Source organism: Streptomyces sp. NPDC048504 (assembly GCF_043200035.1).
Lineage (GTDB): Bacteria > Actinomycetota > Actinomycetes > Streptomycetales > Streptomycetaceae > Streptomyces.
On record NZ_JBICXA010000017.1, the window covers coordinates 198,811 to 222,347 of the forward strand.

At 70.1% G+C, this 23,537-nt stretch carries 24 protein-coding genes; 18 read left to right on the forward strand and 6 right to left on the reverse strand.

Going from position 1 to position 23,537, the window contains the following annotated elements:
- Positions 1-18: 18 nt before the first annotated feature.
- Positions 19-726: an SDR family oxidoreductase gene (locus tag ACGFY9_RS36065; RefSeq protein WP_393761302.1), complete on the reverse strand. Its 708-nt coding sequence runs from the start codon at positions 724-726 to the stop codon at positions 19-21.
- 105 nt (positions 727-831) lie between these two features.
- Between ACGFY9_RS36065 and ACGFY9_RS36070 the strand changes: the two genes are divergently transcribed.
- The 16 genes from ACGFY9_RS36070 to ACGFY9_RS36145 all read left to right on the forward strand — a co-directional run bounded on the left by ACGFY9_RS36070 (position 832) and on the right by ACGFY9_RS36145 (position 16,581).
- Complete coding sequence (locus ACGFY9_RS36070) at positions 832-1,671, forward strand: helix-turn-helix transcriptional regulator (RefSeq protein WP_393761304.1); 840 nt, start codon at positions 832-834, stop codon at positions 1,669-1,671.
- A 298-nt stretch (positions 1,672-1,969) separates the two neighbouring features.
- Positions 1,970-3,436, forward strand: a complete 1,467-nt coding sequence (locus ACGFY9_RS36075; protein WP_393761306.1) for an FAD-dependent monooxygenase — start codon at positions 1,970-1,972, stop codon at positions 3,434-3,436.
- 68 nt (positions 3,437-3,504) lie between these two features.
- On the forward strand, positions 3,505-3,831 hold the full coding sequence (locus ACGFY9_RS36080) for a TcmI family type II polyketide cyclase (protein ID WP_393761308.1): 327 nt from the start codon (positions 3,505-3,507) through the stop codon (positions 3,829-3,831).
- The gene (locus ACGFY9_RS36085; protein ID WP_393761310.1) at positions 3,828-5,102 is read left to right on the forward strand and encodes a beta-ketoacyl-[acyl-carrier-protein] synthase family protein; all 1,275 of its coding nucleotides are present in this window, start codon (positions 3,828-3,830) and stop codon (positions 5,100-5,102) included. Before ACGFY9_RS36080 ends, ACGFY9_RS36085 begins: the two co-directional genes overlap by 4 nt.
- Entirely contained in the window at positions 5,099-6,319 is a 1,221-nt protein-coding gene (locus ACGFY9_RS36090) for a ketosynthase chain-length factor (protein ID WP_393761311.1), read from the forward strand. The genes ACGFY9_RS36085 and ACGFY9_RS36090 overlap by 4 nt, the downstream gene beginning before the upstream one ends.
- Positions 6,320-6,341: 22 nt before the next feature.
- Complete coding sequence (locus tag ACGFY9_RS36095) at positions 6,342-6,599, forward strand: acyl carrier protein (RefSeq protein ID WP_393761313.1); 258 nt, start codon at positions 6,342-6,344, stop codon at positions 6,597-6,599.
- Between the two features lie 52 nt (positions 6,600-6,651).
- Positions 6,652-7,437, forward strand: coding sequence for a 3-oxoacyl-ACP reductase FabG (gene fabG, locus ACGFY9_RS36100; protein WP_393761315.1), 786 nt, complete (start codon positions 6,652-6,654; stop codon positions 7,435-7,437).
- A gap of 45 nt (positions 7,438-7,482) precedes the next feature.
- Positions 7,483-8,430 (forward strand): aromatase/cyclase, encoded by a 948-nt coding sequence (locus ACGFY9_RS36105; RefSeq protein ID WP_393761317.1) that lies wholly within the window; start codon positions 7,483-7,485, stop codon positions 8,428-8,430.
- Between the two features lie 3 nt (positions 8,431-8,433).
- The gene (locus ACGFY9_RS36110; RefSeq protein ID WP_393761319.1) at positions 8,434-10,413 is read left to right on the forward strand and encodes an SDR family oxidoreductase; all 1,980 of its coding nucleotides are present in this window, start codon (positions 8,434-8,436) and stop codon (positions 10,411-10,413) included.
- The gene (locus tag ACGFY9_RS36115; RefSeq protein WP_393761321.1) at positions 10,410-11,180 is read left to right on the forward strand and encodes an SDR family oxidoreductase; all 771 of its coding nucleotides are present in this window, start codon (positions 10,410-10,412) and stop codon (positions 11,178-11,180) included. The genes ACGFY9_RS36110 and ACGFY9_RS36115 overlap by 4 nt, the downstream gene beginning before the upstream one ends.
- A 54-nt stretch (positions 11,181-11,234) precedes the next feature.
- Entirely contained in the window at positions 11,235-12,797 is a 1,563-nt protein-coding gene (locus ACGFY9_RS36120) for an acyl-CoA carboxylase subunit beta (RefSeq protein WP_393761323.1), read from the forward strand.
- A gap of 16 nt (positions 12,798-12,813) precedes the next feature.
- Positions 12,814-13,029, forward strand: coding sequence for an acyl-CoA carboxylase subunit epsilon (locus ACGFY9_RS36125; RefSeq protein ID WP_393761325.1), 216 nt, complete (start codon positions 12,814-12,816; stop codon positions 13,027-13,029).
- 45 nt (positions 13,030-13,074) lie between these two features.
- A complete protein-coding gene (locus ACGFY9_RS36130; protein ID WP_393761327.1) occupies positions 13,075-14,043 on the forward strand; it encodes an LLM class flavin-dependent oxidoreductase in 969 nt (322 codons plus the stop codon).
- Complete coding sequence (locus ACGFY9_RS36135) at positions 14,040-15,278, forward strand: MFS transporter (protein ID WP_393761329.1); 1,239 nt, start codon at positions 14,040-14,042, stop codon at positions 15,276-15,278. Before ACGFY9_RS36130 ends, ACGFY9_RS36135 begins: the two co-directional genes overlap by 4 nt.
- A gap of 22 nt (positions 15,279-15,300) precedes the next feature.
- Entirely contained in the window at positions 15,301-15,906 is a 606-nt protein-coding gene (locus ACGFY9_RS36140; RefSeq protein ID WP_393761331.1) for an NADPH-dependent FMN reductase, read from the forward strand.
- 12 nt (positions 15,907-15,918) lie between these two features.
- On the forward strand, positions 15,919-16,581 hold the full coding sequence (locus ACGFY9_RS36145; RefSeq protein WP_393761333.1) for a hypothetical protein: 663 nt from the start codon (positions 15,919-15,921) through the stop codon (positions 16,579-16,581).
- A gap of 56 nt (positions 16,582-16,637) precedes the next feature.
- On the opposite strand, the gene ACGFY9_RS36150 is transcribed toward ACGFY9_RS36145, so the two are convergent.
- Complete coding sequence (locus tag ACGFY9_RS36150; RefSeq protein ID WP_393761335.1) at positions 16,638-17,297, reverse strand: hypothetical protein; 660 nt, start codon at positions 17,295-17,297, stop codon at positions 16,638-16,640.
- A 148-nt stretch (positions 17,298-17,445) separates the two neighbouring features.
- Positions 17,446-18,042: a TetR family transcriptional regulator gene (locus ACGFY9_RS36155; protein ID WP_393761337.1), complete on the reverse strand. Its 597-nt coding sequence runs from the start codon at positions 18,040-18,042 to the stop codon at positions 17,446-17,448.
- Positions 18,043-18,165: 123 nt separating this feature from the next.
- On the opposite strand from ACGFY9_RS36155, the gene ACGFY9_RS36160 reads away from it, so the two are divergent.
- Both ACGFY9_RS36160 and ACGFY9_RS36165 read left to right on the forward strand, forming a co-directional pair.
- A complete protein-coding gene (locus ACGFY9_RS36160) occupies positions 18,166-18,990 on the forward strand; it encodes an SDR family NAD(P)-dependent oxidoreductase (RefSeq protein WP_393761339.1) in 825 nt (274 codons plus the stop codon).
- Between the two features lie 174 nt (positions 18,991-19,164).
- Positions 19,165-20,385: a cytochrome P450 gene (locus ACGFY9_RS36165; protein ID WP_393761341.1), complete on the forward strand. Its 1,221-nt coding sequence runs from the start codon at positions 19,165-19,167 to the stop codon at positions 20,383-20,385.
- Positions 20,386-20,552: 167 nt separating this feature from the next.
- On the opposite strand, the gene ACGFY9_RS36170 is transcribed toward ACGFY9_RS36165, so the two are convergent.
- The 3 genes from ACGFY9_RS36170 to ACGFY9_RS36180 form a co-directional block, all read right to left on the reverse strand.
- Positions 20,553-21,761 (reverse strand): acyltransferase family protein, encoded by a 1,209-nt coding sequence (locus ACGFY9_RS36170; RefSeq protein WP_393761343.1) that lies wholly within the window; start codon positions 21,759-21,761, stop codon positions 20,553-20,555.
- 273 nt (positions 21,762-22,034) lie between these two features.
- Positions 22,035-22,241, reverse strand: a complete 207-nt coding sequence (locus tag ACGFY9_RS36175; RefSeq protein ID WP_393761345.1) for a ferredoxin — start codon at positions 22,239-22,241, stop codon at positions 22,035-22,037.
- A 5-nt stretch (positions 22,242-22,246) separates the two neighbouring features.
- Positions 22,247-23,458, reverse strand: a complete 1,212-nt coding sequence (locus ACGFY9_RS36180; protein WP_393761347.1) for a cytochrome P450 — start codon at positions 23,456-23,458, stop codon at positions 22,247-22,249.
- Positions 23,459-23,537: the final 79 nt, after the last annotated feature.

Genomic DNA, 23,537 nt, shown 5'->3' on the forward strand with positions numbered 1-23,537 from the left:
GATCGGGCTGCTGTCCGTTCACCACGGAAGTGGCCCGCTTTTCCCGAAGAATCCGCCGGAGGGCCCGTCGGGGCCGATCATGGCCATGCGGACGATGACCTCGGCGCCCTCGGCGACGGTCTGCGGGCCGCTGTGAGCGTTGAAGTCAGTCGCTGTGTGCCCGGGGTCGACGGCGTTGATCCTCAGCCTCGGACAGCTGCGCGCGTACTGCATCGTGGCCATGTTCAGCGCCGCCTTGGAGGAGTTGTAGGCCAGCGCGGAGTAGTAGACGGGCAGGAGCGACGTGTGGCTCTCGGGCGCGTCGGCGATGCTCAGCGAGCCGAGGCCGCTGCTCACGTTGACGACGACGGGAGCCGCGCTCTTCTCCAGCAGGGGCAGGAAGGCGTGGGTGACGCGGATGGGGCCGAACACATTGGTCTCGTACGTGGTCCGGACCTGATCGGCCGTTGCCTCCTGGGCGTCGTTGCCCAGCCCGATGACACCGGCGTTGTTGACGAGTACGTCGAGATGGCCGGCTTCCTCGGCGACCAACTCCGCCGCGCCGCGCACCGAGGCGTTGTCGGTGACGTCGATGACCACCGGCCGTGCGCCGAGCCGCGCCGCGGCCTCGCGGCCCCGCTGTCCGTCGCGGGATCCGAGGTAGACGGTGTGCCCGGCGGCGATCAGTCTTCGCGCGGTCTCTCTGCCGAGCCCTCTGTTGGCGCCCGTGATGAGAGTGGTGGTCATGCGGCCAGCTTGGCTGGACATGCGTGCTTCAGGTAGTGCCCTCCGCTTCCTGGGAACGGCAATACCAGGATGCGCACATGCGTTCGCCGCCTGCATACTGATGTGATGAGCGGTTCGCGGGAGTTGGGGGTCGCGTTGCGGCGATGGCGCGACCGGCTCACACCGGAGGCGGCCGGACTGCCCAACGTCATGGGGGCGGTGGAACGGCGCCGGGCGACGGGGCTGCGCCGCGAGGAACTCGCCCTGCTCTCCGGCGTATCGGTGGACTACATCACCCGACTCGAACAGGGAAGATCGGTCTCGCCGTCCCACCCCATCCTCACCGGCCTCGCCCGGGCCCTGCGGCTCTCCGAGGCGGAGCGTGAGCACCTGTTCCTCCTGGCCGGCCAGCCCCCGAGCACGGACCGCCACACCTCCGCACTGTCGCACGGGGCACGCAAACTGCTGGAGCAGCTGGACGGCGTGGCGGCCAGTGCCTACGACGCCTCATGGACCCTCATCAGCTGGAACCGGCACTGGGTGGCCCTCAGCGGCGAACCCGGTGAGCTGCGGGGACGGGACCGGAATGTGGCGTGGTCTCATTTCACCGGTCGGGCAGGCATCGTCACGCACACCGAGGAACAGCAGGCCGAACTGGAGGCCGCGTTCGTGTCGGATCTGCGCGCCGCGACCATCCGCTGGCCCGACGACGACGAACTGCGGTCCCTGGTCTCCGATTTACGCGTCGTCAGTACCAGGTTCGCCGATCTCTGGGACGCGTACGTCATCGCGGTGCACACCATGAACCGCAAGACGCTCCATCATCCGGTCATGGGGCCGATGCACATCGACTGCCATGTGCTCATGGTGCCGGACAGCGACATTCGCATCGTGACCCACACGGCGGCGCCCGGCAGCGACGCCTCGGACAAGCTCAAGCGCCTCTACGCCGCGGCGGGTTGCTGACCGCCGCCGCGAGCAGGATTTGATGGTCCTCCGACGTCGCGCCAAGCCGTGAAGCGGCAGGCCGGGTCACGTAATCCCGGATGAGACCCGCCCGCGTCCTTGGTTTCCTCTTGAACGGCAGTTGAGTCTCCCCTGTGAAGTTGACAATCCGCTGACACTTCCTTGCGGATGTCCTTGAATTTTTGACTTGAGCTGCCGGGGGTGCAGCGATGAGGATTATCAGTGCCTTTCCAGGAACCGCCGCCCAGGCGCTGTCGCCGTGGAATTCAGCAAATGCACTGACGATCGGGAGAGCTCTATGGACGCATCGGTCATTGTCGTGGGAGCCGGACCTGCGGGACTGATGCTTGCCGGCGAATTACGTCTGGCGGGTATCGACGTCATCGTCCTCGACCGCCTCGCCCGGCGCACTGGGGAATCCCGTGGCATCGGATTCACCACCCGCACCATGGAAATCTTCGACCAGCGCGGTCTGCTGCCCCGTTTCGGAGACATCGAGACCAGCAATCACGGGCACTTCGGGGGAATTCCGCTCGACCTCGCCACGCTCGGCGCCACGCACCGTGCGGCCCGGACCGTTCCCCAGTCCGTCACGGAGACGGTGCTGGAGGGCCGGGCGCGTGAACTGGGGGCCGACATCCGGCGCGGCCGCGAAGTCGTCGGCGTACGGGACCTCGGAGACCAGGTCGAGGTGCGGGTGCGCGGCGAGTCGGGCGAACGGACCCTGACCTCCCGGTACGTGGTGGGCTGCGACGGAGGCCGGAGCGGCGTACGCAAGGCGACGGGCTTCGACTTCCCCGGCACCGAGGCCACCACCGAACTGTTCCTGGCCGACATCCGAGGGGTCGACCTCGAACCGCGCATGGTCGCGGACCGGGTCACCGGCGGCATGGTGATGACCGCGCACCTCGGCGGCGGCCTGCACCGGATCATCGTCAGCGAACATGGTGCGCCCCCACAGCGCCGCACCGGGCCGCCGCCCTTCACGGAGGTCGCCGACGCCTGGAAGCGGCTCACCGGCATCGACATCTCGCACGCCGAGCCGGTGTGGGTCAGCGCCTTCGGCGACGCGGCACGCCAGGTCACCGAGTACCGGCGCGGCCGTGTGCTGCTGGCCGGTGACGCGGCACATGTGCATCTGCCGGCCGGCGGCCAAGGCATGAACACCGGCATCCAGGACTCGGTGAACCTCGGCTGGAAGCTCGCGGCGGTCCTGCGCGGCGCCGCCCCCACCGCACTGCTGGACACGTACCACGGCGAGCGGCACGAGGTCGGCAGGCGGCTGCTGCTCAACACCAGGGCACAGAGCCTGATCATCCTCGGCGGCGAGGACGTCCAGCCGCTGCGTGGTGTGCTCGCCGAACTCGCCCAGTACGAGGAGGTCGCCCGCCACCTCGCGGCCAAGGCGAGCGGCCTGGACATCCGCTACGACGTCGGCGGCGGGCACCCCCTGCTCGGGGCGCGCATGCCGCACCTGGAACTCGACGAAGCAGGCCGCGAAACCAGCAGCACCGCCCTGCTCCGGGCGGGCCGCGGCGTACTGCTGGACCTGACGGACAACCCGCATCTGCGCCGCCGCGCGGCCGACTGGGCGGACCGGATCGACGTGGTCACCGCCCGTGCGAAGGACCTTCCCCGGGGCAGCGCGCTCCAGGGCGTCGGCGGCGTACTGCTGCGCCCCGACGGCCATGTCGCGTGGATCGCGCCCGGCAGCCATTTCGACCTGCCCACGGCACTGGAGCGCTGGTTCGGGCCCGCGCGCTGAGCACGCGCGTTAACCGGCGCGGCAGCGCGCACAGCGACGAATCACCGAGCGTCCGAGAGAGGGAATTGATGCACAGCACGTTGATCGTGGCACGCATGGAGCTCGATTCGGCGGCGGAGGTCGCGCGGCAGTTCGCCGCGTTCGACCAGACCGAGATGCCCCATCTGATGGGGACCCGGCGCCGGCAGCTCTTCTCGTACCGAGGGCTCTACTTCCACTTGCAGGACTTCGACTCCGAGGACGGCGGGGAGCGGATAGAGGAGGCCAAGACCGATCCGAGGTTCATCGGGATCAGCCAGGACCTCAAGCCGTTCATCCAGGCCTACGACCCGGCCACCTGGCGCTCGCCCGCCGACGCGATGGCGCAGCGCTTCTACAACTGGGACGCCCGGTGAGCGGCACCCGCCGGGTGGTGATCACCGGCGTCGGCGTCACCGCCCCGGGCGGAATCGGGGTGAAGGACTTCTGGCAGCTGCTCGCCGACGGTCGTACCGCCACCCGCCGCATCTCCTTCTTCGACCCCTCGGCGTTCCGCTCCCAGGTCGCCGCGGAGGCCGACTTCGACGCGGAACTGTACGGGCTGCGGCCACAGGAGATCCGGCGTATGGACCGCGCCGCGCAGTTCGCGGTGGTGACGGCGCGGGAGGCCATCGCGGACAGCGGACTGGAATTCGACGCCCTGGACCCGTATCGCATCGGCGTCACCATCGGCAGCGCGGTCGGCGCGACCATGGGGCTGGACCAGGAGTACCGCACCGTCAGCGACGGCGGTCGGCTCGAACTGGTCGACCACGAGTACGCGGTACCGCACCTGTACAACTACCTCGTCCCCAGCTCCTTCGCCACCGAGGTCGCGTGGGCGGCGGGAGCCGAGGGCCCGAGCACCGTCGTCTCGACCGGCTGCACCTCCGGTCTCGACGCGATCGGGTACGCGGCCGAAGTGATCCGCGAGAACTCGGCGGACGTGGTGATCGCGGGCGCCACCGACGCCCCCATCTCACCGATCACGGTGGCCTGCTTCGACGCGATCAAGGCGACCACACCCCGCAACGACGAGGCCGCGACGGCCTCGCGCCCCTTCGACGCGAGCCGCAACGGCTTCGTCCTGGGGGAGGGCTCGGCGGTCTTCGTCCTGGAGGAACTGGACAGCGCCCGCCGACGCGGCGCGCACATCTACGCCGAGGTGGCCGGATACGCGACCCGCTCGAACGCCTTCCACATGACCGGACTGCGCCCCGACGGACGCGAGATGGCCGAGGCGATCCGGGTCGCGCTGGACGAGGCACGGCTCAACCCCGAGGACATCGACTACATCAACGCGCACGGCTCCGGCACCAAGCAGAACGACCGGCACGAGACCGCCGCCTTCAAACGGAGCCTGGGCGACCACGCGTACCGGACACCGGTCAGCTCCATCAAGTCGATGGTCGGGCACTCGCTCGGTGCCATCGGCTCCATCGAGATCGCCGCCTCGGTGCTGGCCATGGAGAACGACGTCGTACCGCCCACGGCCAATCTGCACTCCCCGGACCCCGAGTGCGACCTGGACTACACCCCGCTCACGGCACGGGAGTGGCGTACCGACGCCGTGCTGTCCGTGGGCAGCGGATTCGGCGGTTTCCAGAGCGCGATCGTGCTCGCCGACGTCGAAAGGAGCCCCCGGTGAGCGAGGGCACCTGGGTGACGGGGCTCGGTGTGGCGGCGCCCAACGGCCTCGGCCTGGAGGCGTACTGGTCTGCCACCCTGGCGGGCGAGAGCGGCATCGGCACCGTCTCCCGGTTCGACCCCACGTCCTACCCGGCCCGGCTCGCCGGTGAGATCGACGGATTCGTCGCCGAGGACCATCTGCCCGCCAGGCTGCTGCCGCAGACCGACCGGATGACCCGGATCTCGCTGGCCGCCGCCGACTGGGCGCTGGAGAACGCCGGAGTGGTGCCGGGCGAACTGCCCGAGTTCGACATGGGCGTGATCACGGCGAGCTCCTCCGGCGGCTTCGAATTCGGCCAGAACGAACTGCGGGCGCTGTGGAGCAAAGGCGGCCAGTACGTCAGCGCGTACCAGTCGTTCGCCTGGTTCTACGCGGTCAACAGCGGCCAGATCTCGATCCGCAACGGCATGCGCGGCCCCAGCAGCGTCGTCGTCAGCGACCAGGCCGGCGGACTGGACGCGCTGGCCCAGGCGCGCCGCCAGATCCGCAAGGGAACACCCCTCGTCCTCTCCGGCGCCGTCGACGCCTCGATCTGCCCATGGGGCTGGGTCGCCCAACTCGCCAGCCGGCGGCTGAGCGTCCGGAACGATCCCGAACGCGCCTATGTGCCCTTCGACGACGAGGCGGCGGGCCATGTGCCCGGCGAGGGCGGGGCCCTGCTCGTCCTGGAGGACGCCGAGCACGCCCGTGACCGCGGGGCCCGACGGATCTACGGCGAGATCGCCGGGTACGCCGGCACCCTCGACCCGCGCCCGGACAGGGGCCGGGAGCCCGGTCTGCGCAAGGCGGTCGAACTGGCCCTGGCCGACGCGCGGGCGGTACCGGGCGACATCGACGTCGTCTTCGCCGACGCGGCCGCCGTGCCCGAACTCGACCGGATCGAGGCCGAGACCATCACCAAGATCTTCGGACCTCGGGGCGTTCCGGTCACCGCGCCCAAGACCATGACCGGCCGGCTGTACTCCGGCGCCGCGCCGCTCGACGTGGCCGCCGCCCTGCTGAGCATCAGGGACGGCGTGATCCCGCCGACCGTACGCACCACCCTGTCCGACAGCTACGACATCGACCTCGTCACGGACGCGCCGCGCGAGGCCGTACTCCGCACCGCACTGGTCCTTGCCCGCGGCTACGGAGGCTTCAACTCCGCCATGGTCGTGCGCGCCGTGGCGCGGTGAACCCCACTCAGAGGAGATACCGGTGAGCACTGCCACCCCCTTCACCCTCGACGACCTCACACGGATCCTGCGCGACGCGGCCGGCGTGACCGGAGAGATCGCTCCCGACCTGGAGTTCGAACTGCTGGGCTACGACTCGCTCGCCCTGCTGGAGACGTACACCCGCATCGAGCGGGAGTACGGCATCAGCCTCGACGAGGACGCCCTGGCCACCGTGCGGACGCCCGGCTCCCTGATCGAGGTCGTCAACACGCACCTGGCGGCCGTCGGCGCCGGCTGACGCCACCGCGACTCCGAACCCCTGCCCCTCCTCTCACCCCGGGAGATTCGACATGACACAAGACGGACGCAAGGTGGCCCTCGTGACCGGCGGCACCAGTGGGATCGGCCTGGCATCGAGCAGGCTGCTCGCAGAGCAGGGCCACCGGGTCTTCCTCTGCGCCCGCGACGAGGACGCGGTGACCCGCACCGTCAAGGAACTGGAGAACGCCGGCCACGACGCGGACGGCGTCGCGGCGGACGTGCGTCTCAGGGACGACATCAAGAACGTCGTCCAGGCTGCGGTCCGGCGCTTCGGCACCATCGACGTACTGGTCAACAACGCGGGCCGCAGCGGCGGCGGAGTGACGGCCGACATCACCGACGAGCTGTGGTTCGACGTCATCGACACCAACCTGAACAGCGTCTTCCTGATGACCCGCGAGGTGCTCACCAGCGGCGGCATGCGCGACAAGAAACGCGGCCGGATCATCAACATCGCCTCGACGGCGGGCAAGCAGGGCGTCGTCCTGGGCGCCCCGTACTCGGCGTCCAAGCACGGCGTCGTCGGCTTCACCAAGGCGCTCGGCAACGAGCTGGCGCCGACCGGCATCACCGTCAACGCCGTCTGCCCCGGTTACGTCGAGACCCCCATGGCACAGCGCGTCCGCCAGGGATACGCCGACGCCTACGACACCACCGAGGACGCGATCCTCACCAAGTTCCAGGCCAAGATCCCCCTCGGCCGGTACTCCACGCCCGAAGAGGTGGCCGGACTCGTCGGGTATCTCGCGTCCGACACCGCTGCCTCCATCACCTCGCAGGCACTCAACGTCTGCGGTGGCCTCGGCAACTTCTGACGCCCCGCCGCTCGGCAGCCCGCAGACGCACCCAAGGAGATGAACATGACCGATCAGGCACCCCGCGAGGTGGAGCACGAGATCACCGTGCAGGCCGCCCCCGAGGACGTGTACCGGCTCCTGGCGGAGGTCGAGAACTGGCCGCGCCTCTTTCCCCCCTCGGTCCACGTGGAATACCTGGAGCGCAACGGCGACAGCGAGCGCATCCGCATCTTCGCCACCGCCAACGGCGAGGTGAAGAGCTGGAGTTCACGCCGCGAACTCGACGCGGAGAACCTGCGCATCACCTTCCGCCAGGAGGTCTTCACCCCTCCGGTCGCCGAGATGAGCGGCACCTGGATCCTTGAGCCGGTCCCCGCCGGACGGACCCGGGTACGGCTGCTGCACACCTTCCGTGCCGTCGACGACGACCCGGAGGGGCTGGCCTGGATCGACAAGGCCGTGGACACCAACAGCCGCGCCGAACTCCCGTCCCTGAAGGAGAACGTCGAACTCGCCGCGCAGCCCGACGAACGCACCCTCTCCTTCGAGGACAGCATCCGCATCAAGGGCTCCGCCAAGGACGTCTACGACTTCATCAACGAGGCCCGGCTGTGGGCCGAGCGGCTCCCGCACGTCGCCGAGGTACGGCTGACCGAGGACACCCCGGGCCTGCAGATCCTGCGCATGGACACGCTCACCAAGGACGGCTCCTCGCACACCACGGAGTCGGTACGGGTGTGCTTCCCGCACCACCGGATCGCGTACAAGCAGACGACTCTGCCCGCGTTGATGGACCTCCACACGGGCTACTGGCAACTGGACGAGGACGCCGACGGCGTCACTACCGCCACCTCGCAGCACACCGTGGTCATCAAGACCGAGAACATCACCGGGATCCTCGGCCCGGACGCCGGCCTGACCGAGGCCCGCGAGTTCATCCGCGCCGCGCTCGGTACGAACAGCACAGCCACACTCGGACACGCCAAGGACTACGCGGAAGCGCGGCGCTGAGCCATGGACGAGGCAGGGGACACGGACGTCGTCGTGGCCGGCGCCGGCCCGGTCGGGCTCATGCTGGCCGGTGAACTCCGCTCCTGGGGCGCCCGGGTGACCGTCCTGGAACAGCTCGTCGAACCCACCACCGAGTCGCGGGCCTCCACCCTGCACACCAGGACCATGGAGATCCTCGACCGACGAGGACTCCTGGACCGCCTGGGCAGCCTGCCGAGCGGCGGCCCCGGCCACTTCGGGGGCCTGCCGCTCGACCTGACGGCCGCCGACCCGCGCCACCGGTACGCCGGCCAGTGGAAGTGCCCGCAGACCCGGATCGAGGCCGTCCTGCACGAATGGGCCACCGAGCTGGGTGCGAAGGTCCGGCGCGGGCACGTCGTGACCGGACTGACCCAGCACGACGACCGGGTCGAGACCCTGGTGATGCCGCTGGCCGGCACGCCCTACCGGCTGTCCGCCGCCTATCTGGTCGGCTGCGACGGCGAGTTGAGCACCGTACGGCAGCTCGCCGGGTTCGACCTTGAGGGCCAGGACGCCACCCGGGAGATGCTGCGCGCCGACGTCGCCGGCATCGACGTACCCGACAGGCGCTTCGAGCGACTGCCGAACGGGCTCGCCACCGCGTTCCGCTGGCCCGACGGCACCACCCGCGTCATGGTGCACCGCTACGGCGAACAGCCCCGGCCCCGCACCGGGGAGCCCGAGTTCGCCGAGGTCGTCGCCGCCTGGGCCGAGGTCACCGGCGAGGACATCGGCGCGGGGATCCCGGTCTGGCTGAACACCTTCGGCAACACCCGCCGCCAGGTCACCGCGTACCGGCGCGGCCGCGTCCTGCTCGCCGGGGACGCCGCCCATGTGCAGATGCCGGTCGGCGGCCAGGCGCTCAACCTGGGCCTGCAGGACGCGGCGAATCTCGGCTGGAAGCTGGGCGAGCGGATCACCGGCAGGGCCGGTGACGAACTGCTCGACAGCTACCACGCCGAACGCCACCCCACGGGCCGACGCACCCTCAACCACATCCAGGCGCAGGCGCGCCTGCTGCTCGGCGGCCCCGAGGTGGAGGCGCTGCGGACGATCTTCGGCGAGCTGCTGGAGAAGGACGTCGTCCGCCGCCATCTCGCCCGCGCCATCAGCGGCCTGGACACCGAGGAGACTCCGCCGCCCGCCGGGCGCGCTGCTCGCTCCTCCGCAACCCTTACGACACACGGGAGTTCCCCCATGAGCAGGCTCACTGGCAAGACGGCCCTCATCACCGGATCCGGCCGCGGGATCGGCCGGGCCACCGCACTCGAAATGGGACGCGAAGGGGCCCTGGTCGCCGTCCACTACGCGCGCAACGAGGAGGCGGCCCAGGAGACCGTCGCGCAGATCGAGAAGGACGGTGGCCAGGCCTTCGCGATCGCCGCCGAACTCGGCGTGCCCGGCGATGTGCACGAGCTGTTCCTCGGCCTGGAACAGGGGCTGAAGGAACGCATCGGCGAAGTGCGGCTCGACATCCTGGTGAACAACGCGGGGGAGACCACGGGCGGTGTCGCGCCCGAGGACGTCACTCCCGAACAGTTCGACCGCTACTTCGCCGTCAACGCCAAGGCGCCCTACTTCACCGTGCTGCGCGCCCTCGAAGTCATGCCGGAGGGCGGGCGGATCATCAACATCTCGTCGGGGCTCACCCGGTTCGCCAACCCCGAGCAGGTGGCGTACTCGATGACCAAGGGCGCCATCGAGCAGCTCACCCTGCACTTCGCCCGCCATGTGGCCCCCCGCGGCATCACGGTCAACACCGTGGCACCCGGCATCACCGACAACGGCAGCGCCGTCTTCGACATGCCGGAGGCGGTGGAGCAGATGGCCCAGCTCTCCGCGTTCAAGCGGGTGGGCGCGGCGAAGGACGTCGCCGATGTGGTGACCTTCCTCGCCACCGACGAGGCCCGCTGGATCACGGGTGCCTTCCTCGACGCGACCGGCGGGACCCTCCTCGGATGAGCGCGACCGCGGACACCCCGCGCACCGCCGTCGTCACCGGCGCCAACAAGGGCATCGGACGAGGAATCACCCGGCGCCTGGCCGAACTGGGCATGCGGGTCTATCTCGGAGCACGCGACGAGGAACGCGGCCTGGCGGCCGAGCGCGAACTGCGCGCCGACGGGCTCGACGTGCGCTTCCTGCACCTCGACGTCACCGACGAGACCTCGGTCGCGCAGGCGGCGAAACGGCTGGAGGAGGAGGTGAGCCATCTCGACGCCCTGGTGAACAACGCGGGCGTCGGCGGCTCCGCACTGCCTCCCAGCCAGGTCCCGGTCGCCGAGGTGCGGCGCACCTACGAGACGAACGTCTTCGGAGTCATCGCCGTGACCAACGCGCTGCTGCCCCACCTCAGGCGCTCCCCGGCCGGCCGCATCGTCAACATCAGCAGCGTCCTCGGCTCCCTCACCCACGCGGCGGCCCTGGAGGATCCGACCGGAGTCTTTCCCCCGGGCGTCTTCCCGGCGCTGCTGGAGTACAACACCTCGAAGGCCGCACTCAACGCCGTGACCGTCACGTACGCCAATGAGCTGCGCGGCACCGGAATCCTGGTCAACGCCGTCTCACCCGGCTTCGTGGCCACCGACATCAACGGCCACCGAGGAGTACTGACGCCCGAGGAGGGTGCGCGCATCCCGGTGCTGCTGGCCACCCTCGGCGAGGACGGCCCCACCGGAACCTTCGTCGGGGAGGACGCCACACCGACCGGCCAGCAGCTGTCGTGGTGACACCGACCCAATGACAACCAGCAACCCAGGACCGGGGGACAGACAGTGACCACCGTGCAGGCTCCGTCCGCGGAGACCGACCGGCTGACGGAACTGAGCGAACTGAAGGAACTGGCCCGGCACGGCCCGGACCCCAAGGCCACCGAGCGGCAGCACGCGAAGGGCAAGCTCACCGCTCGGGAGCGGATCGAACTCCTGCTGGACAAGGGGAGTTTCACCGAGATCGAGTCGCTGCGCAGGCACCGGGCGAGCGGCTTCGGCCTGGAGGCGAAGAGGCCGCACACCGACGGTGTGGTTACCGGCTGGGGCACCGTCGAGGACCGTACGGTCTTCGTGTACGCCCATGACTTCCGCATCTTCGGCGGCGCCCTCGGCGAGGCCCACGCCCAGAAGATCCACAAGATCATGGACCTGGCCCTCGCGGCCGGCGCGCCGCTGGTCTCGCTCAACGACGGTGCGGGCGCCCGCATCCAGGAGGGCGTCTCGGCGCTGGCCGGCTACGGCGGCATCTTCCGGCGGAACACCAGGGCGTCGGGGGTCATCCCGCAGATCAGCGTGATGCTCGGTCCCTGCGCGGGCGGAGCCGCCTACTCGCCCGCCCTCACCGACTTCGTCTTCGCGGTCCGGGACATCTCGCAGATGTTCATCACCGGTCCCGACGTCGTCCAGGCCGTGACCGGCGAGCAGGTCTCGCAGAACGGGCTGGGCGGCGCCGACGTCCACGGCGGGACGTCCGGCGTCGCGCATTTCGTGTACGACGACGAGGAGAGCTGCCTGGCGGAGGTCCGCTACCTGCTCTCCCTGCTGCCCGCCAACAACCGCGAGCTGCCTCCGGTGACGCACGGGGAGGACCCCGCCGACCGGCCCGGGGACGCACTGCTCGACCTGGTTCCGGCGGACGGGAACCGCTCGTACGACATCCGTGCGGTGATCGAGGAACTCGTCGACGACGGCGACTTCATGGAAGTCCACGCCGGGTGGGCGCCCAACATCGTCTGCGTGCTGACCCGCCTGGACGGCCAGGTGGTCGGCATTGTCGCCAACCAGCCCGCGGCGATGGCCGGCGTCCTGGACATCAAGGCCAGCGAGAAGGGCGCGCGCTTCGTGCAGTTCTGCGACTCCTTCAACATCCCCCTGGTGACCCTGGTCGACGTGCCGGGCTTCCTGCCCGGGGTCGACCAGGAGCACGAGGGGATCATCCGCCGGGGCGCGAAGCTGCTGTACGCCTACTGCAACGCCACCGTGCCGCGGATCTCGGTGGTGCTGCGCAAGGCGTACGGCGGCGCGTACATCGTCATGGACTCGCGCTCCATAGGCGCCGACATCGCGTTGGCCTGGCCGGGCAACGAGATCGCGGTCATGGGGGCCGAAGGCGCGGCCAACGTGGTCTTCCGGCGCGAGATTGCCGCGGCCGAGGACTCCGAGGCCATGCGCGCGCGGAAGATCGAGGAGTACCGCAGCGAGCTGGTCCACCCCTACTACGCGGCCGAGCGCGGACTCGTCGACGACGTGATCGACCCGCGCGACACCCGGGCGGTACTGATCCGCTCCCTCGCCATGCTGCGCACCAAGGACGCCGAACTGCCGCGCCGCAAGCACGGAAACCCGCCGCAGTGATCTCCAGGAGGCCCAGATGAACGAGCTTCGACCGCCCTGCGGACTGCGGGTCGAGAAGGGCAGCCCCAGTGAGGAGGAGCTGGCCGCGCTCACCGTGGTGCTGCTCGCCCGGGCCGCCGCGGCCGGGCCCGGCCGACCCGCCCGGCACGGGCGGCGGACGGCCCACTGGCGCAGGCCCGAACGCGGCCCCGGCTTCCAAAGTCCCCGGGCCTGGCGGAACGGTATCCGCTGAAGCCCGGATGCCAACGATGAGCTGTCGACGAATGGGGACCAGGCAATGAACGTCGGATTTCTCTTCGACCTGCGCAATCCCGAGGAATGGAAGCGGCCCTGGGCGGACCACTACGCACGGGCCCTGGAGTTCTGCGAAGAGGCCGACCAACGCGGCGCGGGCGGTCTCTGGTTCACCGAGCACCACCTCTTCGAGGACGGCTATCTACCGCAGCCGCTGACCTTCGCCGCGGCGGCCGCGGCCCGCACCCGGCACGCCCGGATCGGCACCTCCGTCCTGCTGCCCGCGCTGCGCAGGCCCGCACACCTCGCCGAAGAGGCCGCCGTCGTCGATCTGATCAGCGGCGGCAGGCTGGAACTCGGACTCGGCGCCGGCTATCGCGTGCCCGAGTACGCCCTGTACGAGGCCGACTTCAAGGGCCGGTTCGCGCGGACCGAGGAGAACATCCGCGAGGTCCGCAGGCTCTGGGAGGAGCAGGCCGTCACCCCGGTGCCGATCCAGGACCCAGTGCCACTGTGGGGCGGGTTCTACGGTCCGCGCGGTGCCCGGATCGCGGGTCGCCTCGGCATCGGGCTGCTCCACATCTCCCACGAGAAGTTCGAGCACTACCGCGCCGGCCTCGTCGAGGGAGGCCACGACCCGGACACCGCCCGGGTCTCCGACCTGCTGCCGATCATCCTCTCCGAGGACCCGGACGCCGCCTGGTCGCGGGTCGCCCCGTATCTGGCACACCAGGTCAACAGCTATCAGCAGGCATCCGTCGAGGGCACCGGCCGACCGAGGCCACCCGTCATCCACGCCGACGAATTCCGCGACCGCACCTCCAACGCCCCCTGGGGGGCGCTGAAGATCCTCACCCCCGAGGACGCCGCGGCGCAGATCCTGGAGATGACCAAGGGTCTGCCCGTCCAGCACCTCATCTTCTGGGCGAGCATCGCCGGCATGCCGGACGACCTGGTGGCCGAGAACATCCAGCTGGTCAGCGAGAAACTGCCGGCCCTGATCGGGTCATGACCGCGCTCTCCGCGTCGTCCGCCGCGAGTGCCGGGACGGGGAGCTGGGACCGGCGCCTGTGGGGCATCCTGTTCGTCCTCTCCGGCAACATGATCCTCGACGCTCTCGAAGTGTCCGTGGTTCTCGTCGCGCTGCCCACGATCAAAGCGGACCTCGGACTGTCGCTGTTCCAGGTCCAGTGGATGATGAGCGGCTTCGCGATCGGTTTCGCGACCCTGCTCGTGCTCGGTCCCCGAGTCAACGCCCGCTGGGGCCGGCGTCGTTCCTACCTCGGAGCCATGCTGCTGTTCGCGGCGGCCTCGCTCGCGGGCGGCCTGACCGACGACGCGACATTGCTCATCGCCACCCGCGTGGTCAAGGGAGGCTGCGCGGCACTGACCGCGCCGACCGGCCTCGCGATCATCAGCACCACCTTCGAGGAGGGACCCGGGCAGCGCCGGGCCGTCACGGTGTACTCCCTGTTCGGTGCCGCCGGGTTCACGGCAGGGCTGCTGCTCTCCGGAGTGCTGCTCCAGGCCGATTGGCACCTGACATTCCTCTTCCCCGCCCCCGTGGCGCTGGCGCTGCTGCTGTTCGGGCTGCGCCTCGTCCCACCCGACGCCGGCCGCGGCAGGGCTCCGCGAGTCAACGCCCGTGTGCTGCGCAACGGCCCTCTGCTGCGCGCCGCGCTGGGCGCGGCCACGCTCAACGGCACGTACCACAGCCTGCTGGTGATGATCACCTTCGAGTCCCGTGACCGGTTTGGCTGGGCTCCGTGGCAGACCGCGGTGGCCCTGTTGCCCGCGTGTCTTCCCCTGGCGCTGACCGTGCCTTTCGCGGGCCGCCTGGTCGCGCGGTTCGGCACGCCCAGGCTGATCGCGCTGGGCGCCCTCGCGACGTTCGCCGGGTGCGCGCTCCGCACCTGGCGTCCGGCGGACGCGTCGTACGCGACCGGGACGCTGCCGACACTGCTGCTGCTCGGCGCGGGCTTCGTGTTCGCCTTCGCCGCGCTGAACATCCAGGCCACCTCCACCGTCGCAGCACAGGACCGTCCCATGGCCGTCCCGCTCTACCAGACGGCGGTCCAGCTGGGGGCCATCGTGCTGCTCCCGTCGACCGCCCTGCTGCTCGCCTCCTCCGACAAGGACCGCCCGGCGCTGCTGCTCGTCCTGGCGGTCGCCGGCGCGGGCCTGCTCGTCGCGCTGACGGGACTCCGCGGCTCCGCAGCGACACCACCCCGAAAGGTCTCACCGTGACATCACCACGAAAGGTTCTGCCATGACCGAGCGCATGACCGGGCGCCCCATATCGCTGCTCGTCATCGTCGGCAGCGTCCGCGACGGGCGGTTCGGGCCGACGGTGGCCGACTGGTTCGCCCAGCAGGCGCGGGCCCACGCCGACGTGGGCGTGGACGTCCTGGACGTACTGGACCATCCGCTGCCCCTGGTGATGCCCGAACCCGGGGCGCGGCCGCCGGCCGGGGTCGCGGAGATCCGTGACGCCGTGGCCGGGCGTCTCGCCGCCGCGGACGCCTTCGCCGTGGTGACCCCCGAGTACAACCACGCCTGCCCCGCCGCGCTGAAGAACACCATTGACTGGTTCTTCGACGAGTGGGCGGCCAAGCCGGTCGGGTTCGTCTCGTACGGGGGGATGGGCGGCGGGCTGCGTGCCGTGGAGCAGCTCCGGCAGGTCTTCGCCGAGCTGCACGCGGTGACCGTGCGCGAGTCCGTCAGCTTCCACAATGCCTGGGAACGGTTCGACGGCGACGGCAGGCCCAAGGACGCCGAGGATGCCGCGGGCGCGGCGAAGGTGATGCTGGACCGCCTCGTCTGGTGGGGGCACACCTTGCGCGACGCGCGCGCCGAACGCCCCTACGAGCGCTGAGGGAGGGGCGCGATGACTCAGCGGACCCGGACGGCCCGTCAGGCCGGGCTCGACATGCCGGACCTACGGCGCCCGGACGTGGCGGCCGTCTTCGTCAGTCACTGGTACGTCCCGAACCGCGCGCGCGGGCTGGCCGACCTCCAGGACCTCGTCGGGCAGTGGAGCGCCACTCCGTGGCCCCCGGGTGTGCTGTCCTTCAACTGCTTCCTCAGCACCGACGACGACACCGTGCTGACGTACACGCAGTGCGGTGAACCGGGCGCCTACCGGAGGATGCTGGACACGCTCGGCGGGGTGGCCCGGGCCGAGGCCGTCGAGTACCGGCCGCACCGCAGCGTGGTGCTCGACTCCGCGCCGCGGAAACCGGGTTGCGTGATCGTGGCCATGTTCGACGTGGACGGCCCGGACCGCCAGGAGCGGATCGTCGAGTCCATCGCAGGCGCCGTCCAGGACCCGGCCGGCCGACGGAATCCGGGGATGCTCTCGGCCAACTTCCACGCCAGCAAGGACGGCACCCGCGTGCTCAACTACGCGGAGTGGACGACCGACGAGGCGCACATCGCCTTCCTGGCGGGCGCGACGCACGTCACGACCCGCCGCGTCAGCGACGACACCCCCGGCGTACGGCCCATCGGCTTCAAGCGCTACCACCTCCACCGGAGCATCGGCGTCTGACGGACACAGTTCGAGGGGGGCGCCCGGTAGCTGCCGGGCGGCCCCCTCGAACTGTGTCAGCTCGTCAGGGTCGTGTGGTGGCGGTAGAGGGACCCCAGGTCGTCCTCGCTGTTGCCGACGTCCATGAGCATCGCCTTCGTCACGATCTGCATGTGCGTGATCGCCTGCTCCTCCGAGAGCCACTCCGAGAAGATCAGGACGCTCTTGCCGTCGAGGGCGATGTGGATGTTCGCCGCGATCGCTCCGGGGTAGGCACGGTCCGCGCCCGCGGCGGCCTCCTCGGCCTTCAGCAGATCGTCGATCCACTGCCGGGCCGCCTCGTGGCTCTCCATGGGAAACGCCGCGACCGGGAAACTCCGGGCGGGCGGCGGGGGGTCGCTCACGGCGGTCCCGCGGACGACCTGGTACAGCCGGTACGGCACCGGGCCGCCGGACCCGGCCGGCGTGGCGCGGAATCCGCTCCCGTCCAGCAGGGACTTCTGGAGCGTCTCCTCGGAGGCCCACTGCTCGTAGGTCAGCACCTGGCCGTTCTGCGTGCTGGTGAAGCAGTTGACGGAGACGAGCCCCTCAGGCCACTCCGCGGACCGCCAGTGCGACACGACGGCGTCGGCGACGGCCTCCTGATCTTCGCCGCCGCCGGAGTTCAGCACGCCGACGAGTACGGCGTCGACGTCGGGGCGGCTGATACGGGGAAGCGTGTCGGGCGTGCTGGACATCCACAACTCCTCAAGGCGTGGGACACGGCACTGCTCATTCCATTCTCCGCCGCACGGGAGTGAATTCGGCCGGGGGTCGGTCCAGGATGTCGACAAATTAATGTCAGTGGGCCGCCATCTCTGCAAAGACTTTTCAAGGAACGTCAATTCAACGCGAATTCTCTCCCGATGGAGGTGTGCCGAGCAGCAGGGCGGCGACCTGCTCGAAATAGGGCGTGATGTCGTTGACGCAGGCGTCGGAGAGCGCCGGGGTGTGGGCGATGGAGCGCGCCACGTTGATACCGAGCAGCCAGGCGGTGAGCAGCTCGGCACGCAATTCACGGTCGGGCAGGTCGACGAGTTCCTCGAAATTGCGCACGTAGGTGTCGTACAGCTGCGAGTTGAGCTGCTCGCGGCATTCCTGGCGGCTCGACGACAACAGGAGCGCGGTGAGCGGGTGTCCGCCCGCCGTCCCGTCCTCGTCCTGCCGCATGGTCGCGTGCAGGAGGCGGGTCGGCAGATAGGCCGGGCTGTCTTCGGCGTCGGTGTCCGACTGCTCCTCGACCAGTCGCGAGGCCTCTTCGAACAGCCGCTCCTTGGAACCGAAGTAACGGAAGATCAGCTTCGGGTCCACGCCCGCGTCGCTGGCGATGTCCCGCACACCGGTCGCGTCGTAGCCCAGAAGGGTGAATCGGGCCCGGGCCGCAGCCAGCAGCGCGGCTCTGGTGGCCGTGCGGTCCCGCTTGCGCTTTGGGGTCTGAGTCACCGGTGTCTCCCTGAAGTCAGCCGTCGTTGACATCGTAATGGAGGGCGCCTAGCTTGAACCAAGTCATCCGTTGGTGACTTAGTCGGCATGTCTGCCGTGCGGCGAGGTTCGAGGAGCTTCTTGATGAAGACGGTTGTGATCACAGGCGGGAACGACGGGATCGGACGGGGCCTGGCCCTCACGCGTCTGGAACGTGGAGACAAGGTCGTCGTGATCGGCCGCAGCGAGGAGAAGGGCAAGGGATTACTGGCAGCCGCCGAGGAGCGCGGCGCAGGTGACCGGGCCTTCTTCATCGCTGCGGATCTGAGCCTGGTCGCCGAGAACCGGAGGGTCTTGGACGAGATCAAGGCCTCGTTCCCGGTCGTCGACGCGCTGGTGCTGTGCGCACGGTTCTTCCGCTCGGACCGCTTCCAGACCGCCGACGGCTACGAGAACACGTTCGCGCTGGAATACCTCAGCCGCTACCTCCTCAGCCACGGACTGACCGAGACGCTGGAGAAGTCCGAGGCCCCGGTCATCGTGAACGTCGCCGGCCCGGGCATCCAGAAGCCCGGCATCCGCTGGCAGGACCTCCAGTCGGAGCGCGGCTACAACGGCGTCGGCGCCCAGATGCAGGCGGGCACCGCCAATGACCTGCTCGGTGTCGCCTACGCAGCCGAGCACACCGGCCGCACGCGCTACGTGCTCATCAACCCGGGCAGCACCGCGACCAGCATCGCCGGACAGTACGACGCCATGACCAAGGCGCACGTCGACGCCCTGAAGCGGATGGGCAAGCCCGTGGCGCAGGCCGTCGCGCCCATCGACGCCGTCATCGACGCGCCGCCCGTCGAGCCGTTGAGCGCCTATGTGGAGGGCGAGCGGATCAGGGTCGACCACCCGGCGCTGTTCGACAAGGACGCCGCGGCACGCCTCGCCACCGTCACCGAGGAACTGCTGGCCCGCTGACCCGGTTCGTGGTCCGGCCGCCCCGTCCCGGTCTCCAGTGTCAGGGACGGGGCCGCCCGTGATCCCCGTGGAGCCCCCTCTCCACGGCCGCACGGCCGACCCCCCCCGCGGCCCGCAGCCCGGGCCTCACGCCCCGCCCGCACCTCCGGGCGATCACAAGGAGGCTGACCCGACATGACCGATCGGTTCCCCAGCGCCTGCCCCTACCGGCACACCGACTTCGCCGCCGAAGGACTCGACCTGGACCCCGGGTACGCCCTGCTGCGCCGGGACGAACCCCTGGCCAGGGTGACCATGCCGTACGGCGGCGACGCCTGGCTGGTCACCCGCCACGAGGACGTCAAGACCGTGCTTGCCGACCCCCGGTTCAGCCGCGCCGCCGCGGCCGGCCGCGACATACCGCGGACCCTGCCGCTGCCCGACCAGCAGAACGCCTCCCTGGTCAGCCTGGACCCGCCGGAGCACAGCCGGCTGCGCCGCCTGGTGGCCAAGGCGTTCACGGCCCGCCGGGTCAAGGAGCTGAGGCCGAACGTCCAAGGGGTCGTGGACGGGCTGGTCGACCGCATGGTCCGGAGCGGGGCTCCCGCGGACCTGGTCGCCGGGCTCGCCTGGCCCCTGCCGCTCACCGTGATCAGCGACGTCCTCGGGATTCCCGTGGACGACCACGACCGCTTCCGCCGCTGGACCGAGCAGTCGGTGGCCCTCTCGGCCGCCGATCCGCAGGTCATCAAGGCGGCGGACGACGCCCTGCGCGCCTATCTGCGAGCGATGATCGCCGAGCGCAGGGCCGAGCCGGCGGACGACCTTCTCGGTGCACTGGTCGCCGCCCGGGACGAGGGGGACAGGCTCAGCGAGGAGGAACTCGTCACCTTCGGCGTCAATGTGCTGATCGCCGGCCAGGAGACGACCGCCGCGGAGATCGGCAACTTCGTCTACACGCTGCTCAGCCGGCGCGAGCGCTGGGAGCAACTGGCCGCCGATCCGGAGCTGGTGGCCACCGCGGTGGAGGAGTTGTTGCGGCTGACCCCGCTGGAGGCGAGCGTCGGCGGGCTCGGCTTCACCCGCCTGGCCACCGAGGACGTGGAGATCGGCGGGCGGACCGTCCGGGCCGGGGAGGCCGTCGTGGCCCAGAACGCCTCGGCCAACCGCGACGAGAGGGTCTTCGACCGTCCCGACGAACTCGACTTCGCCCGGGAGAGCGTCCCCCACCTGACGTTCGGTCACGGCCCGCACCACTGCCTGGGCGCCCCGCTGGCCCGGCTGGAACTCCAGGTCGTCCTCGACACGCTCGTACGACGCCTGCCCGGCCTGCGCCTCGCCGTCCCCTCCGACGAGGTGGAGTGGACGCCGAACCGGGCCGTCCGCAGCGTACGGAAGCTGCCCATCGCCTGGTAGACCCGTGCACGTCGGGCCCCGGCCACACCGGGGTCCGGCCGATTCGGACAGCTCTCCAGCGGTCGGCACGGTGACAAGCTCTCCGTCGAGCGTCGCGTCGCACCGCCGGTCCCGGCGGCCCTCACGCCGCCGGGACCGGTCCACTCGCCGGTGAAGTGGTGCGTAGGTCAGCCGGGCAGTACGGAGGAGGGGGGTGGCGCGCCCGTTTCCCCGTTCGGCTCCGGCTGGGGCGCCGACGCGCCGGAAGCACCGGACGGCACGGATGTGAGCGCGGGCGCGGGCCGGGGCGTGGTGCCGAACCGGCGCATGGCGGGCATCTCCACGGCTGTGCAGAGCAGCCAGGCCAGGAACAGCGCTACCAGGCAGAAGGCGGCCATGATGGCGAAGCCGGCGGGGAGCGACCAGGTGCGCCCGCGTCCGCCGATCAGTTCATGGCCGTACGCGATCACACTGATGTGGACCATGTAGAGGGCGAAGGAGACGTCGCCGAGCCAGACCATGGCCCGTCGTCCCGGCGAGTTCCGTGGACCTCGCGCGTCCTGGGTCGCGACGGCCGGGACGAGCAGGGCCAGCGGCAGTACCGTGATCGCGACGAGGGCGTACTCCAGGGGCGCGTAGAGCGCGATGACATAGGCGGCGACGAGGAGGGCTGTCGCCGGGAGCACCCCGACGGGGATCCAGCGGCCCGACAGCACGATCAGCGCCATCAGGATGCCCAGCACGAATTCCAGGGCCCGCACCGGAGGGAAGAACGAGATGGCGAAGTGGTGCCAGGCCGAGACAGTCGGGTCCCGGGGCAGCGCGGGACCGTGGGGTACGACGACCCCGACGACCGCGGGCACGGCGACGATCACCGCGACCGTGCCGAGCGCCCAGTACCACAGCCGTTCCGGACGGATCCTGGACAGGGCGCTCAGGAGCCAGGGGAAGCACACATAGAACATCAACTCGCAGGCCAGGGACCAGCTCACGGGATTTCCCGCCACGCAGTAGCGCACGTCCGGTATCCACGACTGCACCAGGAAGAAGCTTGCGACGCTGGGCAGGAAACCGTCCGCGCTGTGCACGTTGGGCACGGTCTCGAAGGGGGAGGGAGCGATTCCGGTGGCCAGCATGAGCACCAGGACCAGGCCCCAGGTGACGAAGTGGTTCGGAAGGATCTTGGCGAACCGCCGGCGCCAGAACATGCGGTTCGTGTCATTCGGCCGGGCCGACCAGGTGAGTACGAAACCACTCAGGACGAAGAAGAACGAGACACCCAGGTCGCCAGCCGGGCCGAACACGAACTGGACGTCGTGATTCATTTCCGCACTGCGGAACAGTCCCGAAGTCGAGATGTGGAAGAAGAATACGAGGAGTGCGGCGATTCCGCGCATTCCGGTGAGTGTGGGAAGCCGGGCCCTGCGCTGCCCGGGTATTTCCCGCTCGCTTGTTGTTTCCGCCATCGGCACACTCCGAAGTCCTGGGCCGTGTCACGGCGCCCTGCGTCGTAAGAATTCTCGGCACGGGGAACGTAGACCGGTCCCCGGAGCCGGGGGAAGCCCGGCCGGGATTTCTTGTAGGGCCGTGTGACGGCATTTCACACGGCTCTGTGGAATTGACAGTCGCTTTGCAGTGAGGGGCCGGTCGGTGCTCTGTCCGTACGGCGGTCAGCGCCCTTCTCGTACGGTGATGGCTCCTGCCGGACAGCAGTCGGCGGCCTCGTGGACGGCGTCGGCGAGTTCGGCCGGCGGGCGCGTCACGAGCAGGACCACCCTGCCGTCCTTGTCGTCCTGGTCGAAGATCTCGGGCAGGGCGGCCGCGCACTGTCCGGAGCTGCAGCACTTCTCGGGGTCCGTGGTCAGCTCCAGATCCATGGACCTCACCACTCCACCGGCAGGCTGAACAGGCCGTAGATGTTCCCGCCGTGCCGGAAGTCAAGCTCCTCCAGCGGCTTGGCGATCCGCAGCCCGGGCAGCCGGCGCACCAGCGCGGTCAGCGCGGACTGCAGTTCGATCCGGGCGAGGGGCTGCCCCAGGCACTGGTGGACGCCGAAGCCGAAGGCCATATGGCGGTGCGCGTTGCGTTCGACGTCGAGTCGGTCGGGGTCTGTGAAGGCGCGCGGGTCGCGGTTGGCGGCGCCGATCTGCAGCAGCACGCCCTCGCCCGCCCGGATCGCCGTGCCCCCGATCTCCAGGTCCTCGCCGGCGACGCGCTGCAGACCGGTCGGCACGATGCTCTGGTGCCGCAGCAGTTCCTCCACGGCGGCCGGTACCAGGTCCGGGTGCTCGCACAGCTTCGCCCACTGCTCGGGGTGGCGTTGCAGCGCGAGCACGCTCAACGCGATCTGGTTGGCCGTGGTCTCGTGGCCGGCGATGAGCAGGTTCAGGGCCATGCCTGCCACCTCGTGGCGGGTGAGGTGCCCGGGGATCTCCTGCTCGACCACGAGCCGGCTGATCAGGTCGTCGACCGGTTCCGAGGCCTTCTCGCCGGCCAACCGGTCGAGATAGACGGCCAGTTCGCCGAGCGCGGTGTTCACTTCCTCCGGCGCGGCGGTCGTGTCCTGCACCAGCTGGCTGCGCGTCTGGAAGTAGGCGTGGTCCTCGTACGGCACACCGAGCATCCGGCAGATGACGAGCGACGGCAGGGGCAGGGCGAAGGCCTCCATCAGGTCGGCCGGTGCACCGCCCGCCATCATCCGGTCGAGCAGGGCGTCGACCGTGGTGTCGATCTCGGAGCGCATGCTCTCCATGCGCTTGACGATGAACTCCTGTGTGAGCATGCGGCGTTGCGCGGTGTGCTCGGGCGGGTCCATGCGGATGAAGGTGATCAGGGCCTCGCCGATGGCCTCGCTCTGCGCGGCGGACAGAAAGGGAAAGCCGTGGCGCCGGACGTCGGAGCTGAGGCGCGGGTCGCGCAGCGCCTGCCGGATGTCGGCGTGCCGGGTCACCAGCCACGGACGGCTGCCGTCCCAGAGCGTGACGCGGGTGACCGGCCGTTCCTCGCGCAGTTCGGTGGCGAGCGCGGGCGGGTCCATCGGGCATCCGGTGGTGCTGAACGGAAAGGCGGGAGCTGGGGAGTCGGTGAAAGACATAGGTCCTCCCGGACATGGCGGTACCGCGGGCTGTGTGACACAGGCGCATCGTCCGCGGGCGGGGCGGAAGAACCCCGCC